This window comes from Buchnera aphidicola str. Ua (Uroleucon ambrosiae), from assembly GCF_000225465.1.
GTDB lineage: Bacteria > Pseudomonadota > Gammaproteobacteria > Enterobacterales > Enterobacteriaceae > Buchnera > Buchnera aphidicola_B.
The window spans coordinates 222,242-237,876 of the sequence record NC_017259.1 but is presented as its reverse complement, the minus strand read 5'-3'; the positions used below and the strand labels follow the sequence as shown (position 1 = coordinate 237,876).

Below are 15,635 nucleotides of genomic sequence, written 5' to 3'. Positions count from 1 at the left end.
ACACATAACATATTTATTAAAACAAATATAATGTAAATATAAAAAACATGATTTCAAATAAATAGTTTATTATTAGTACTAATAATGTTATTAATACTTAAAATTCAAGTGATATAAATTATATTTAATACATTCTATTAATTAATAATATCTGATATTATTATAATAATAAAAAAATATTAATTTATGTACTTTTTTAATGTTTTAAAAAAATATTTTATACATTTATAAATCTAATTAATGCTACTTTTATCTAAGTAAACTACAGGATAAACTGATAAATAGCGAACTAGGAAATGCAACCTAATAAATTAGTATCCTGGAGGAAAAGATGGAAATGTTATCAGGAGCCGAAATGGTTATTCGATCATTAATTGATCAGGGAATACAGCATATATTTGGTTATCCTGGTGGTGCTGTACTAGATATCTATGATGCTATAAAAACTATTGGTGGAATCGAGCATATTCTAGTTAGACATGAGCAAGCAGCTACTCATATGGCTGATGGTTATTCTCGTGCTACTGGAAAAATAGGTGTAGTTTTAGTAACTTCAGGTCCAGGTGCAACTAATGCAATTACTGGAATCGCTACTGCATATATGGATTCTATCCCCATGGTAGTCATATCAGGTCAAGTAGCTTCTTCATTAATTGGATACGATGCTTTTCAAGAATGTGATATGATTGGTATTTCTCGTCCAATAGTCAAACATAGTTTTTTAGTAAAAAAAACTGATGATATACCAATAATTTTTAAGAAAGCTTTCTGGTTAGCATCAAGTGGTCGTCCAGGACCTGTAGTCATTGATTTACCAAAAGATATTTTAAAAAAAAGAAGTAATTTTCATTATCAATGGCCAGAAAATATTTACATACGTTCTTATAATCCAACAAATAAAGGCCACATTGGACAAATCAGAAAAGCACTAGATACATTTTTAAAAGCTAAAAAACCTGTAATTTATGCAGGCGGTGGAATTATTAGTTCTGACAGTAATAAAGAATTAAAAGAATTTGCAGAAAAAACGAACTGTCCTGTCACTACATCTTTAATGGGATTAGGTGCTTTTCCAGGTAGTCATAATCAAAGTATTTCTATGTTAGGAATGCATGGTACTTATGAAGCTAATATGGCTATACATCATGCCGATGTCATTTTTGCCATTGGTGTTAGATTTGATGATCGTACAACAAATAATTTAAATAAATACTGCCCTAATGCCATTATTTTACATATTGATATTGATCCTACTTCAATTTCTAAAACTGTTACAGCAAATATTCCTATTGTTGGAGATGCAAAATATGTCTTAAAAAAAATGTTAAAGCTGCTTGAAAAAGAAAAAACAATCGCATCTTTAGAATCTTGGTGGAGCACAATTAAAAAATGGAAAAAAGTTAATAGTTTAAAATATCAAAAAGATAACAAAAAAATCAAACCACAAACAGTTATTGAAACATTATTTGAATTAACTAAAGGAAATTCTTATATCACTTCAGATGTTGGTCAACATCAAATGTTCACAGCATTATATTATTCATTTAATAAACCTAGACATTGGATTAATTCAGGTGGATTAGGTACCATGGGTTTTGGATTACCTGCCGCATTAGGAGTGAAATTAGCTTGCCCAGAAGAAACTGTAATCTGTATTACAGGAGATGGTAGTATTCAAATGAACATTCAAGAATTATCTACAGCAAAACAGTATAATTTAGCAGTTTTAATATTAAATCTCAATAATTCTTCTTTAGGTATGGTTAAACAATGGCAAGATATGATTTATGCAGGACGACATTCTCATTCATATATGAATTCACTTCCAAACTTTATTCAGTTATCAGAAGCTTATGGACATTGTGGTATTAAAATAAAAAAACCTGAAGAATTAAAAGAAAAATTACAAATAGCATTAAAAAAATTATCTTATGGTAATTTAGTTTTTGTAGACGTGGAAGTTGATAATTCAGAGCATGTTTATCCTATGCAAATTCAAGGTGGAGGTATGAATGAAATGTGGTTAAGGAAAAAAGAGGTTTCCTAAAATATGCGAAGAATTTTATCTATTTTATTAGAAAATGAATCAGGTGCATTATCAAGAGTTATAGGACTATTTTCACAAAGAGGATACAATATAGAAACAATTACACTAGCACCAACTGAAGATGCATCTTTATCAAAAATGACTATACAAACAAAAGGAAACGAAAAATCCATTGAGCAAATTGAAAAACAACTTCATAAATTAATAGATGTATTGCGAGTAACTCAAATTAATCAATTATCTAATATTATTGAACGTGAAATTATGTTATTAAAAGTTCAAATCAATAATCATAAAAGAGATGATATTAAACATATTACTGAAGTATTTCGTGGACAAATTGTAGATATTACATCTAGTACATATATATTACAAATATCTGGCACCACAAAAAAAATTGACTCATTTCTAAAAATAATCCGTAATGTATCAGATGTCATTGAAGTGACTCGCTCAGGAATTATCGGAATGGCTCGAAGATAACATATAAAAATTTTATATATTAAATTTTAATAATATTAAATATACTAATACATCATTAAAAAATAATTGATTTATCATTAAAATATTTTTAGATCTTTATTAAATCAAGTTTGCATACCATTTTATATTAAATAAAATTTATTCAACATGGTCGTTATTTAAGTGACCATGTAAAACATTCTTAATTAATGTCACTTATAAAATATATTAAAAAAAATGAATAGAATATTAAAACATATCCCCGTAATGCAAAAGGAAATTATCCATTCTTTAAAAATCAAAAAAAATGGTATTTATATTGATAGCACATTTGGAATGGGTGGGCACACAAAAGCAATTTTAAAAGAATTAGGAAAAGATGGTAAATTATATGCAATCGATAAAGATCCGATAGCTTATTCTTTGGGAAAAAATATACAAGATTCACGTTTTCATATTATTAATCAAAATTTTTCAAAATTATTAGATTATGCAAAAAATAAAAAAATTATAGGAAAAGTTGATGGTATCATATTTGATTTAGGAGTTTCTTCAATACAACTTGATAATCATAATAGAGGTTTTTCATTCAAAAAAGATGGACCTTTAGATATGCGTATGAATCCTCAATCTGGAATTTCTGCAGCAGATTGGTTATTTTCAAGTAGTACTCAAGAAATTGCTCATGTATTAAAAAAATTTGGAGAAGAACGTTTTTCAAAAAAAATAGCTTATGCTATTAAATATTTTAGTAATATAAAAAAAATAACAAATACTTTAGAATTATCTAATATTATAAAACAAGCTATACCAATAAAAAATATATTTAAACATCCAGCAAGAAGAAGCTTTCAAGCTATTAGAATTTATATTAATCAAGAATTAGAAGAAATAAAAATAGCTTTAGATAGTACTCTAAAAATATTAAAACCAGGAGGACGTATATCAATTATTAGTTTTCACTCATTAGAAGATAGAATAGTTAAACAATTTATTATCAATAATAGCAGATCAGCTATGATTCCATATGGTATGCCTATCACAGAAAAACAAATAAAAAAACTCAAAATATGTGAATTAAAAATGATTGATCGCATATCACCAAGTAAATATGAAATAAATTATAATCCTAGAGCACGAAGCTCTATACTGAGAATAGCAGAAAAAAAAAATCAATATGAAAATTCAACGTTATGATTTAATTCAAATTATTAAAAATGATTTTATATTATACGGAAAAATTCATTTAATTTTATTAATATTAATCATATTATCAGCTAGTTTAGTAATTATTACAGTATATGAAACTCGTTTGTTAATCACTCAAGAAGAAGAATTAATTCTTCAAAAAAAAAAAAAAAATAATGAATGGAGAAATTTAATTATTGAAAAAAATTCTCTATCAAATCATTCTACACAAAAAAAATAATATTTTTTTTTGATAAATGATTCAATTTATGGATATTATGTAGAAAATGTATAAAAAAGACAAAATTATTTTTTTTAAAGAAAAAAAAATAAAAAAAAATACTTATTTAAACTGGCGTCTTTTTATATTATATCTTTTTATTTTTCTATCTTTTCTTATGTTAACTATGCGTATAATCTTTGTACAAGTTATTAATTCAGATAAACTAATAAGAGAAGGTGATCTGAGAATATCAAGAACACAATCTTTACTCAATACAAGAGGAATTATTCATGATCGTACAGGATATCCATTAGCAGTTACTATATCCGTTAATGCAATTTGCGCGGATCCATCAGAAATTATAAATATTAATAATATTTATCAAAATCCGCGTTGGCAGGCTTTATCTAATATTCTATCCATACCACTAAACATAATATTATCACATATTAATAATCATAAAACGTCTAAATTTATTTATTTAGCCAGACAAGTAACTCCGGAAATTGGAGATTATATTAAAAAATTAAATTTACCTGGTATTTTTTTATTAGAAGAATCAAAAAGATATTATCCTTCCGGAAAAATTGCTGCTCAATTAATAGGATTTACTAATATAGATGGAATTGGTATTGAAGGCATAGAAAAGAGTTTTAATACAATTTTAACAGGAAAACCAGGAAAAAGAAAAATAAGAAAAGACAACAAAGGACACATTATTGAAAATATATCTTTAATTAAAAAAGATATATCTAATAATTTAACATTAAGTATTGATAAAAAATTACAAACTATTGTATATCATCAATTACATAAAGCTGTTGAAAAACATCATGCGAATTCTGGAACTGCTATTTTAATGAATATTAACACTGGAGAAGTTTTAGCTATGGCAAATTTTCCTTCATATAATCCTAATAATATGAAGAATACAATTAAAAAAAATATTCGTAATAGAGCAATTGCAGATATGTTTGAACCCGGTTCAACAGTAAAACCTATAGTAGTTCTGGAAGCATTAAGATTAGGAATAATTCAAGAAAATTCTATTATTCAAACTAAACCATTTTTTATTCATAAACATCAAATTAAAGATATTTCATATCATGAAAAACTATCTATAACCGGAATATTAAAAAAATCAAGTAATGTAGGAATATCAAAAATTGCACTATCTATCCCTACTACGCAATTAATTAATAGTTATATGAATTTTGGATTAGGAAAACCTACTCAATTAGGATTAATTGGTGAAAAAAATGGACTGTTTCCTAAAAAAAAAAAATGGTCTGATTTAGATAAAGCTACTTTTTCATTTGGTTATGGATTAATGGTGACTCCACTTCAGCTGACACGATTATATGCTACTATCGGTAGTGGTGGAATATATCGACCTATTTCAATTCTTAAAGTTAACACACCAGTACCAGGAATAAGAGTCTTTCCTGAAAAATATGTCAATACAGTTATTAATATGTTAGAACGTGTTTCTCAACCAGGTGGAGTAGGAATACAAGCTGCAGTAAAAGGATACCGTGTTGCTATTAAAACAGGAACAGCAAAAAAAATAGATAAACACGGACATTATATAAAAAAATATATAGCATATACTGCAGGTATAGCACCAGTTAGTTGTCCAATATTTTCATTAGTCATTATAATAGATAATCCAACAGGAAAAAAATATTACGGCGGCGCAGTTTCTGCTCCAGTTTTTAGTAAAATTATGACATTAATATTTAAAAAAATGCATATTAAACCTGATAATTTATTGATTAATAATACTTAAAAATAAAATAAAAAGGAAATGAATGAATAAAACTTGTTTAAAATATTTACTATCTCCATGGATCAAATATGCTCCAAAAAAAAATATTTTACATTTGAATATGGATAGCAGACAATCAACTGAAGGAGAACTATTTTTAGCTGTTAAAGGTATTAATCAAGATGGACGTCATTTCATTTTACAAGTCATTAAAAAAAAAGTAGCAGCAATCTTGTATGATACGCACAAAAAAATAGAACATGGAACATGTAAATATATCAATCATATTCCTATAATAAAATTTTTTTCTCTATCTAAAAACATATCAATGTTAGCCAGTCGTTTTTATAAACAACCAGAAAAAAAATTAAAAATTATAGGAATCACTGGAACTAATGGTAAAACAACTGTAACACAATTAATTAACCAATGGAGTTATTTTTTAGGTTATAAAACTGCAACGATGGGAACTTTAGGAAATGGTTTTCATAATTCTTTATATCCGACAAAAAACACTACATCTTCAGCTATTGTCATTCATTCTTTTTTATCAATGGTATTAAAAGAAAAAGCTAAATTAGTTACTATGGAAATCTCTTCACATGGTTTAATACAAAATCGTGTTATATCTATTCCGTTTTATATTGGAATATTTACAAATTTAACACAAGATCATTTAGATTATCATAAAAATATGGAAAAATATGAAGCAGCAAAATGGTTATTATTTAGTACACATAAAGTAAAAAAAATTATATTAAATGCTGATAATGAATATGGAAAAAAATGGTTAAAAAAATTATTTAACTATTATACAGTAGCAGTAACTATTCAAAATGATACTCAAAAAAAATATTCTACAAAATGGTTAAACGCTACTAAAATTAAATTTCGTAATCACTATGTGCATATTACATTTGAATCGAGCTGGGGAAATGCTGAAATATTATCTTGTTTAATTGGAGATTTTAATGTAATAAATATTTTATTATCATTAGCAGCTCTTTTAGAATTAGGTCATAATCTATCAGACATAGTTAATATGTCTAAAAAAATAAAGCCTATAAATGGTCGAATGCAAATCTTCACTAAAAAAAATAAACCAATTTTTATTATTGATTATGCACATACACCTGATGCATTAAAAAAAACACTCAATGCAATTCAATTGCATTATAAAAAATATATATGGTGTATATTTGGATGTGGAGGTGAAAGAGATAAAACAAAACGTTCTATTATGGGAAATATTGCAGAAAATATGTCAAATCAAGTAATCATTACTAATGATAATCCAAGAAATGAAAAAGAAAAAAAAATTATTCAAAATATTCTCAGCGGTTGTAAAAAAAAAGATAAAATAATAATTATTCCCAATAGAAAGAAAGCAATATCTTATGCTTATTTTAAAGCAAAATATAATCACATAATTTTTATAGCCGGAAAAGGGCATGAAACACAACAAATTATTCGAAATAAATCTATTATTTATTCAGACCAAAAAACAGTATTAAATTTATTGGAAAAAAATATATGATTTCTATATCCTTAAAAACTATAGCTCTGATTACTAATGGACAACTATTTGGAAAAAATTTATTTATAGATAATATCATAATTGATAGTAAAAAAATTATTCCAGATTGTTTATTTATTGCATTAATAGGAAAAAATTTTGACGCTCATATTTTTATCCAAGATGCAATAAAAAAAGGGTGTTCGGCAATAATAACACAACAACATATTCAATATCATATTTCATATATTATTGTAAAAAATACTTCTCTTGCTTTAGGTCAAATTGCTGCTTGGGTACGTAAAAAAACAAACGCTCAAATACTAGCTATTACTGGTTCGTGTGGAAAAACTTCAGTAAAAGAAATGACAGCATCTATACTTAGAAAAAATGGTAATACAATATCTACTATAGGAAATTTTAATAATCATATTGGCGTTCCTTTAACTTTATTACAATTAAATCACTTGCATAAATATGCTGTAATTGAATTAGGCGCTAATAAACCAGGTGAAATTTCATATATTAGCAATATGAGTCAACCAGAAATTATATTAATTAATAATATTCAATACGCTCATTTGCAAGGTTTTAAATCATTATTTGGAGTGTCTCAAGCTAAATCAGAAATTTTTTCTGGTTTGAAACCTAATGGGATAGTAGTTATTAATTTAGATAGTCATCATCTCTCAAAATGGAAAAAAAATATTCAGAATCATCATATTATATACTTTTCTATTAAAAAAAAAAATATAGCAATTTTTTTTCTAGCAATATTAACACAAGTATATACGGAACATCTTTTTTAATGCATACTCCTAATGGAGAAATAAATATTTCTATACCTTTCTTAGGTTATCAAAATGTATCTAATGCATTAGCTGCTAGCGCTCTTTCTTTTGCTCTCAAAATACCTTTAAAAACAATAAAAACAGGTCTATTAGACACGCCTATATTATCAAAAAGATTAGAAGCTATTTTTTTAGAACCACATAAAATTTTAATTGATGATACTTATAATGCTAATGTTGCATCTATGATAACAGCAATCAAGGTATTAGAAAAAATGCCTGGTTATAAAATATTAGTTACTGGAGATATGGCTGAATTAGGAGAACATAGTCTTATATATCATAAAATGATTGGAAATTCTGCTAATTTATCTCAAATTAATAAAATTTTTAGTATTGGAAAAAACAGTCATGAAATTACCAAAATATTCCATAATGGTAAACATTTTATTAATAAAATAGATTTAAGTAATCAATTAAAAGATTATATTTCAAAAAAAACAAAAATTACAATATTAATCAAAGGATCTCGTAATACAAAAATGGAAGAAATAGTAGAAAATATTATTAAAGAGAGCAAAAAAAAATGTTAATTATGTTCAATAGATATTTAAATTTAGATATTATTTCTTATCTTCCATATCGTATGATATTCAGTTTACTAACTTCTTTTTTTATTCATTTATATATTACACCATATTTCATATCTTTTTTAAAAAAATATCAAAATTTTCAAATAATTCGCAAAAATGGTCCAAAAAAACATCATTTAAAAAAAAATATACCTACTATGGGTGGAATTTTGATAATTTTTTCTATTGTTCTTTCAACAATCATATATTGTAATCTATCGAATACAAATATTTGGTTTGTTATAAGTATTTTAATAGGATATGGAATAATAGGTTTAATAGATGATTATAAAAAAATTAAATATCAAAATAGTCAAGGATTGAAATTACGATGGAAATATTTTTTGATGTCTATTTATGCTATATTTTTAATATATATTATAAAAAATAATACTCAAGACATTTTTCATACTGAATTAATTATACCTTTTTATATAAAAAATACTTTTGAAATCAATTATTTATATCTTTTTATTTCTTATTTAGTGATTGTTGGTACCAGTAATGCAGTTAATTTAACTGATGGGTTAGACGGATTGGCTATTATGCCTTTTATTTTTACAATATCTGGTTTTACATTAATATCTTTATTTAGTGATGATATAAATAATTCTTATTATTTACATATTGCTTATGTAAAAAACTCAAGTGAATTAGCTATATTATGTTCTGCAATTATTGGATCAGGATTAGGTTTTTTATGGTTTAATAGCTATCCAGCTAAAATTTTTATGGGTGATGTAGGATCATTATCATTAGGCGGGTCTTTAGGAACAATAGCAATTTTGTTACATCAAGAACTATTACTTATAATTATGGGTAGTATTTTTGTTATTGAAACAATCTCAGTAATATTACAAATTTTATTATTTAAAATAAGAAAGAAAAGAATTTTTAAAATGGCACCAATTCATCATCATTATGAAGAAAAAGGCATATTAGAACCTTTAATTATTGTAAGATTTTGGATTGTATCATTAATATTTGTATTAATAGGACTTATTTCTTTAAAGGTATGTTAATGTCATACAATTATTTTGGTAAAAAAATATTAATTTTAGGTATAGGATTAACTGGTATATCTTGTATTAATTTTTTTTTAAAAAAAGGTATAACACCAAAAATCATAGATGAATCTAAAAACCCTATATTATTTATGAAAATTCCTAAAAATATTCAATATAGTTTAGGTAGTTTAGAGCATAAATGGATTTTAGAATCAGACTTAATTATTATCAGTCCAGGAATTTCCACTTTTAAACCACATTTAATAAAAGCACGTTTATTAGGTATTGAAATTATTAGTGATATAGAATTATTTGCAAGAGAAGTAACTGTTCCAGTTATTGCAATTACAGGAACAAATGGAAAAAGTACTGTAGCTACAATGATTACAAAAATTGCTAAATATTCTGGTTTTCATGTTTTGTTAGGAGGCAATATTGGCTTACCTGTACTCGATATTCTACATAAAAAAACAGATTTATATATAATAGAATTATCTAGTTTTCAACTAGAAAATACATTTAATTTAAAAGCAAAAATAGCTGTTATTCTAAATATCTATAAAGATCATATAAATCGATATCCAGAAGGTTTTGAACAATATAAAAATACTAAATTATCTATTTTCCATCAAGCAGATACTTGTATTATTAATTCTAATGATCAATTAGAAAATATTTTATACAAAAATAAGAAAAATTTTATTAGTTTTGGAAAAAAAAGTAGTGATTATTATATTTGTTCAACATCAAACGCTTATATTTTATGTTATAAAAATCAAAAAATACTGAATAGTTCTGAATTATTATTATCTGGTTATCATAATTATAATAATGTATTAGTTTCTATTGCTATTGCAGATGCAATGAAATTTTCTAGAAAAAATACAATATATGCATTAAAAAAATTTGTCAGTTTACCTCATCGTTTTCAAACTATTAAAAATGAAAACGGTATAAATTGGATAAATGATTCTAAATCTACTAATGTAAATAGTACTGAAGCCGCTTTAAATGCTTTAAAAATAAAAGGTACAATACATTTATTATTAGGAGGAGACAGTAAATCTAATACTTTTGATATATTAAAAACATATTTTAAAAAAACAAAAATAAAGATTTACTGTTTTGGTAAAGATGGAATAAAAATCTCTAAGGTATGCAAAAAAAAATCTGTTTATGTAGATAATTTAAAACAAGCAATGATATTAATTGTAAAAAATGTTCAATCAGGTGATACCGTACTTTTATCCCCTGGATGTAGTAGTTTAGATCAATTTTCTAATTTTGAAGAGCGAGGTAATTTTTTTATAAAATTAATCAAGGACATGACTTAATGCAATCTAAAAAAAAAATAAAGAATGAACAAAATATATCACAAACACATCATAAAGAAACATCTTATATAATATTATATGACCGTATATTATTATGGTTAACATTGAGTTTATGTTCTATTGGATTTGTTATGGTTATTTCTACATCTATTCCTATAAGTCAAAATATATATCATACTTCATTTTTTTTTATTAAAAGAGAAATTTTTTATTTTTTTTTAATATTTTTATTATCTTTTATTATTTTACGCACTCCAATAAATTTTTGGCAAAAAAATAGTAATTTTATACTTATGATTTCAATATTATTACTTATTTTTGTTTTGTTAACTAGTAATACAATACATGGATCATTTCGATGGATCAATATAGGTTTTGTACATATACAGCCATCTGAAATATGTAAAATTGCTTCTTTTTGTTATGTATCTAGTTATTTATCACGAAAATATTATGAAGTACGTAATAATTTTTGGAGTTTTTTTAAGCCAATGAGTATTGTTATTCTAGAATCTATACTTCTTTTAGCAGAACCTGATTTGGGAACCGCTATTGTTATTGTATTTACTACTATATCAGTATTGTTTCTTTCTGGAGTTAAAATAGGACAATTTTTATTTATTATTATTATCAGTATCTTAACAATTATTATATTAATATTATTAGAACCTTATCGCATTAAAAGAGTTTTATCTTTTTGGAATCCTTGGGAAGATCCATTTGGAAATGGATATCAATTAACACAATCATTAATTGCGTTAGGTCGAGGAAATTTTTTAGGAGAAGGATTAGGTAACTCAATACAAAAATTAAATTATTTACCGGATTCGCATAGTGATTTTATATTTTCTATTATAGGTGAAGAATTAGGTTGTATTGGTTCTTGTTTCATATTACTTATTATTTTTATTATTTCTTTTCGTGCTTTATATATTGGACAAAAATCTTTAGAAATAAAACAAATTTTCGCAGGCTTTTTAGCCTCTTCAATTGGTATTTGGTTTAGTTTGCAAACATTGATTAATATTAGTGCTGTTACTGGTATTTTACCGACTAAAGGACTCACATTACCATTTATTAGTTACGGAGGCTCTAGTTTAATTATTAATTCAATAGCTATTTTTTTTCTACTACGCATTGATTTTGAACGAAGATTGAGAACATCACAAGCTTTTCCTAGAGGATCGAAATGATTGATAAAAAAATAATAATTATGGCTGGAGGTAGTGGTGGTCATGTTTTTCCAGGACTAACTATAGCACGTTATTTAATTAAAAAAGGATGGCACGTAAATTGGATAGGAACAAAAAATAGTATAGAATCTGAAATTATACCAAAATATGGTATCAAAATTCATTTTATAGAAATTAAAGGACTACGTAATGCTAACTTAAAAAATTTAATTTGTTCACCAATATATATATTACGTGCTTATTATTGTGTTAAGAAAATCATAAAAAATTGGTCACCAAATATTATTTTAGGAATGGGAGGGTATGTATCAGGTCCAGGAGGAATAGCTGCTTGGAAATCTAATATCCCTCTTATCATACATGAACAAAACAAAATTTCAGGTATTACTAATTATTGGTTATCTAAAGTATCCACAAAAAATATACAAGCACATCCTGGAACTTTAAAAAATGCAATAGTAGTAGGAAATCCAGTTTGTGAAAGTATCATAAAAGTTCCAACTCCTATTAAACGTTTTAAAAATAGAAAAGGTCTTTTAAGAATATTAGTTATTGGTGGTAGTAAAGGATCATCAATTTTAAATCATATTTTACCAGAAGTATTTTTTTTACTAAAAGAAAAAATTATTATTTGGCATCAAACAGGAAATAATGAATTAGAACAAACTAAAAAAAAATATAAAAAATTTGGATTAAATGAATATTTTATTACTTGTTTTATAAAAAATATAGCTTCTGCTTATGCATGGGCAGATATAATTATTTGTCGTTCTGGAGCATTAACTGTTAGCGAAATATCTATAGTAGGATTAGCTGCTATATTTATACCTTATCCACATAAAGACAAACAACAACATCGAAATGCAGAAGATTTAGAAGCAATTGGAGCTGCGCAAATAATTGATCAATCAAATTTTAATACTGTATCAATATTTAATATACTCAACTCATTAAATAGAAATAAACTTTTAATAATGGCAGAAAAAGCTTTGTCTTTAGGTGTTCGTAATACAACAAAAAATATTTTTAATATAATTAATGATATATATAAAAAAACATGAATATAAAAAATATAAAAGATATAAATTTTTTTGTAAATAATAAAATAAAAAAAAAAATTCATTTTATTGGTATTAGTGGCGCAGGAATGTCAGGACTTGCTTTAATTTTATTACAGTTAGGATATAAAATTAGTGGTTCTGATTTATTAAAAAATCACATGACAAAAAAATTGATTAATTTAGGAGCAACAATATATTTTCAACATTCTGAAAAAAATGTTATAAATATTGATTTTATTATTAAATCCAGCGCTATTTTATCAAATAATAAAGAAATTATTAGTGCTAAAAAAAATAATATTCCGATATTATCAAGAGCACACATGTTAAAAATATTAATGCAATTTAAATTTGGAATAGCAATTGCTGGTACACACGGTAAAACTACTACAACATCAATAATTTCAGATATTTTTATCGAGAATGGTTTAGATCCAACTATTGTCAATGGTGGTTTAATAAAATCGATTAATTCTCATGCAAGATTAGGACATTCTAATTATTTAATCGCAGAAGCAGATGAAAGTGATGGTTCATTTGTATTGTTAAATCCAAAAATAGGAATTATAACTAATATTGAACCTGATCATATGGACTATTATGATAATAATTTGATAAAATTAAAGCAAACATTTTTAACTTTTTTAAAAAAAATACCATTATATGGAACTGCTATTGTATGTATAGATAATGATGCTATTTATAATATGTTGCCTGATATAAAATGCAAAATATTAACATATGGATTTAATCTACAAGCAGATTTTCGTATCTGTTTTTATAAACAAAATAATTTTGTTTCAAATTTTCAATTAATTATACATAATAAAACTAAATTAAATATTACATTAAACATTCCAGGAAAACATAATGCATTAAATGCTACAGCTGCTATTGTCTTAGCAATTAATGAAAACATAGAACATGATAGTATCATTTTATCTTTAAAAAATTTTAAAGGAACTTGTAGAAGATTTGAATTTTTAGGAAGATATTTAATCAAGAACAACACAAAAAAAAATAACAGTACTATCTTAATCGATGATTATGGACACCATCCTACAGAATTATCAGAAACTATTAAGACAATTAGAATTAGCTGGCCAAATAAGAACTTAATTATGATATTTCAACCACATCGCTACACAAGAACGCATAATCTATATTATGATTTTATTAAAACTTTATGTATAGTTGATTTTTTATTAATATTAAATGTATATCCTGCAAATGAAAAATATATTTTTGGAGCAGATAGTTTTTCAATTTATAGTGATATTAAAAAATTTAAAAAAAACTATATTAATTTAATTAATGATCATAATCTTATATTAGATACTCTTGTTCCTAGATTAAATGGAAATGATATTATTTTAATACAAGGTGCTGGCAATATAGATCATATAATAAAAAAACAATTAATCAATAAAATACAAAAAGTGATAATATGAATAAAAAAATAGCAGTTTTATTAGGTGGAACATCTTCTGAAAGAAATATTTCTATTAAATCAGGATATGCAATTCTTGATAGTTTATTAAAATCAAAACTAAATGCTTATCCTATTGATACACGTGATTATTCTATGACAGAATTAAAACAAAATGGATTTAATCAAGCATATATTGCATTACATGGAAAAGGCGGAGAAGATGGTAGTATACAAGGATTTCTTCAGTATTTAAATATATCTTATACGGGTAGCGGAATTATGGCCTCTTCAATTTCTATAGATAAATTTAGAACTAAATTATTATGGAAATCTCGTGGTCTTTTAACAGCACCTGATATTTATCTTTCAAAAAAAAAAAATATTGATTCTATTTATTCTACTATAGAAAAACAAACATTAAAATTAGGATTTCCAATCATAATTAAACCGAATAAACACGGTTCTAGTATAGGTATCACAGTTATTTCTTCTGTGACAAAACTTTATGAAGCTATTAACAAGACATTTAATTATGATGATAATATTTTGATTGAAAAATTTATAAAAGGAAAAGAATATACTGTATCTATTTTAGGTCAAACTGTTTTACCTATTGTTCATATTTCTACTAAAAATGCATTTTATGATTATAATGCTAAATATGTATGTCCTTCTACTCAATATGTATGTCCAAGTGGATTAAATCCAATTCAAGAAAAAAAATTAAAAGAAATAGCACTTTTAGCTTGGAATACATTGGAATGCTGTGGTTGTGGAAGAATAGATTTTATATTAGACAATAAAGATCAGTTTTGGTTATTAGAAATAAATACTATACCTGGAATGACGAATCGCAGTTTAACTCCAATGTCTGCAAAAGCAGCAGGGATGTCATTCGATGAATTAGTATTATTAATTTTAAAAATGAACGAAAAATATGTTTAATATAAAAATGTTGATTCAATATAGTATAAATATTTA

The 15,635-nt window shown here is 24.8% G+C and carries 14 protein-coding genes; all 14 read left to right on the top strand.

The features are described from left to right. Positions 1–331: 331 nt before the first annotated feature. The 14 genes from BUAMB_RS01050 (at position 332) to BUAMB_RS00990 (ending at position 15,599) form a co-directional block, all read left to right on the top strand. Positions 332–2,047 carry an acetolactate synthase 3 large subunit gene (locus BUAMB_RS01050; RefSeq protein ID WP_014499935.1) on the top strand — a complete coding sequence of 572 codons (1,716 nt, stop codon included), beginning with the start codon at positions 332–334 and terminating at the stop codon, positions 2,045–2,047. Between the two features lie 3 nt (positions 2,048–2,050). After that, positions 2,051–2,530 (top strand): acetolactate synthase small subunit, encoded by a 480-nt coding sequence (gene ilvN / locus BUAMB_RS01045; RefSeq protein ID WP_014499934.1) that lies wholly within the window; start codon positions 2,051–2,053, stop codon positions 2,528–2,530. 216 nt (positions 2,531–2,746) lie between these two features. Further along, entirely contained in the window at positions 2,747–3,706 is a 960-nt protein-coding gene (rsmH, locus tag BUAMB_RS01040) for a 16S rRNA (cytosine(1402)-N(4))-methyltransferase RsmH (protein ID WP_044035052.1), read from the top strand. Continuing rightward, positions 3,687–3,938 carry a cell division protein FtsL gene (gene ftsL, locus BUAMB_RS01035; protein ID WP_014499932.1) on the top strand — a complete coding sequence of 84 codons (252 nt, stop codon included), beginning with the start codon at positions 3,687–3,689 and terminating at the stop codon, positions 3,936–3,938. Before rsmH ends, ftsL begins: the two co-directional genes overlap by 20 nt. A gap of 46 nt (positions 3,939–3,984) precedes the next feature. Then, positions 3,985–5,709, top strand: coding sequence for a peptidoglycan glycosyltransferase FtsI (gene ftsI / locus BUAMB_RS01030; protein ID WP_014499931.1), 1,725 nt, complete (start codon positions 3,985–3,987; stop codon positions 5,707–5,709). Positions 5,710–5,731: 22 nt separating this feature from the next. Next, positions 5,732–7,225 carry a UDP-N-acetylmuramoyl-L-alanyl-D-glutamate--2,6-diaminopimelate ligase gene (gene murE, locus BUAMB_RS01025; protein ID WP_014499930.1) on the top strand — a complete coding sequence of 498 codons (1,494 nt, stop codon included), beginning with the start codon at positions 5,732–5,734 and terminating at the stop codon, positions 7,223–7,225. Continuing rightward, positions 7,222–8,013, top strand: coding sequence for a UDP-N-acetylmuramoyl-tripeptide--D-alanyl-D-alanine ligase (locus BUAMB_RS03105; protein ID WP_264356902.1), 792 nt, complete (start codon positions 7,222–7,224; stop codon positions 8,011–8,013). Before murE ends, BUAMB_RS03105 begins: the two co-directional genes overlap by 4 nt. Then, the gene (locus BUAMB_RS03100) at positions 8,013–8,588 is read left to right on the top strand and encodes a glutamate ligase domain-containing protein (protein WP_264356901.1); all 576 of its coding nucleotides are present in this window, start codon (positions 8,013–8,015) and stop codon (positions 8,586–8,588) included. Before BUAMB_RS03105 ends, BUAMB_RS03100 begins: the two co-directional genes overlap by 1 nt. After that, positions 8,582–9,649: a phospho-N-acetylmuramoyl-pentapeptide-transferase gene (gene mraY / locus BUAMB_RS01015; protein WP_014499929.1), complete on the top strand. Its 1,068-nt coding sequence runs from the start codon at positions 8,582–8,584 to the stop codon at positions 9,647–9,649. Before BUAMB_RS03100 ends, mraY begins: the two co-directional genes overlap by 7 nt. Then, a complete protein-coding gene (murD, locus tag BUAMB_RS01010) occupies positions 9,649–10,968 on the top strand; it encodes a UDP-N-acetylmuramoyl-L-alanine--D-glutamate ligase (RefSeq protein ID WP_014499928.1) in 1,320 nt (439 codons plus the stop codon). Before mraY ends, murD begins: the two co-directional genes overlap by 1 nt. Next, a complete protein-coding gene (gene ftsW, locus BUAMB_RS01005; protein WP_014499927.1) occupies positions 10,968–12,161 on the top strand; it encodes a cell division protein FtsW in 1,194 nt (397 codons plus the stop codon). The genes murD and ftsW overlap by 1 nt, the downstream gene beginning before the upstream one ends. Then, positions 12,158–13,222, top strand: coding sequence for an undecaprenyldiphospho-muramoylpentapeptide beta-N-acetylglucosaminyltransferase (murG, locus tag BUAMB_RS01000; RefSeq protein ID WP_014499926.1), 1,065 nt, complete (start codon positions 12,158–12,160; stop codon positions 13,220–13,222). The genes ftsW and murG overlap by 4 nt, the downstream gene beginning before the upstream one ends. Then, positions 13,219–14,673 carry a UDP-N-acetylmuramate--L-alanine ligase gene (gene murC / locus BUAMB_RS00995; RefSeq protein ID WP_014499925.1) on the top strand — a complete coding sequence of 485 codons (1,455 nt, stop codon included), beginning with the start codon at positions 13,219–13,221 and terminating at the stop codon, positions 14,671–14,673. Before murG ends, murC begins: the two co-directional genes overlap by 4 nt. Beyond that, positions 14,670–15,599: a D-alanine--D-alanine ligase gene (locus BUAMB_RS00990; RefSeq protein ID WP_014499924.1), complete on the top strand. Its 930-nt coding sequence runs from the start codon at positions 14,670–14,672 to the stop codon at positions 15,597–15,599. Before murC ends, BUAMB_RS00990 begins: the two co-directional genes overlap by 4 nt. Positions 15,600–15,635 lie beyond the last annotated feature (36 nt).

Coding starts and splice junctions, on each gene's coding strand:
- BUAMB_RS01050 (WP_014499935.1), top strand. CDS start 332: ATGGAAATGTTATCAGGAGCCGAAATGGTTATTCGATCATTAATTGAT.
- ilvN (WP_014499934.1), top strand. CDS start 2,051: ATGCGAAGAATTTTATCTATTTTATTAGAAAATGAATCAGGTGCATTA.
- rsmH (WP_044035052.1), top strand. CDS start 2,747: ATGAATAGAATATTAAAACATATCCCCGTAATGCAAAAGGAAATTATC.
- ftsL (WP_014499932.1), top strand. CDS start 3,687: ATGAAAATTCAACGTTATGATTTAATTCAAATTATTAAAAATGATTTT.
- ftsI (WP_014499931.1), top strand. CDS start 3,985: ATGTATAAAAAAGACAAAATTATTTTTTTTAAAGAAAAAAAAATAAAA.
- murE (WP_014499930.1), top strand. CDS start 5,732: ATGAATAAAACTTGTTTAAAATATTTACTATCTCCATGGATCAAATAT.
- BUAMB_RS03105 (WP_264356902.1), top strand. CDS start 7,222: ATGATTTCTATATCCTTAAAAACTATAGCTCTGATTACTAATGGACAA.
- BUAMB_RS03100 (WP_264356901.1), top strand. CDS start 8,013: ATGCATACTCCTAATGGAGAAATAAATATTTCTATACCTTTCTTAGGT.
- mraY (WP_014499929.1), top strand. CDS start 8,582: ATGTTAATTATGTTCAATAGATATTTAAATTTAGATATTATTTCTTAT.
- murD (WP_014499928.1), top strand. CDS start 9,649: ATGTCATACAATTATTTTGGTAAAAAAATATTAATTTTAGGTATAGGA.
- ftsW (WP_014499927.1), top strand. CDS start 10,968: ATGCAATCTAAAAAAAAAATAAAGAATGAACAAAATATATCACAAACA.
- murG (WP_014499926.1), top strand. CDS start 12,158: ATGATTGATAAAAAAATAATAATTATGGCTGGAGGTAGTGGTGGTCAT.
- murC (WP_014499925.1), top strand. CDS start 13,219: ATGAATATAAAAAATATAAAAGATATAAATTTTTTTGTAAATAATAAA.
- BUAMB_RS00990 (WP_014499924.1), top strand. CDS start 14,670: ATGAATAAAAAAATAGCAGTTTTATTAGGTGGAACATCTTCTGAAAGA.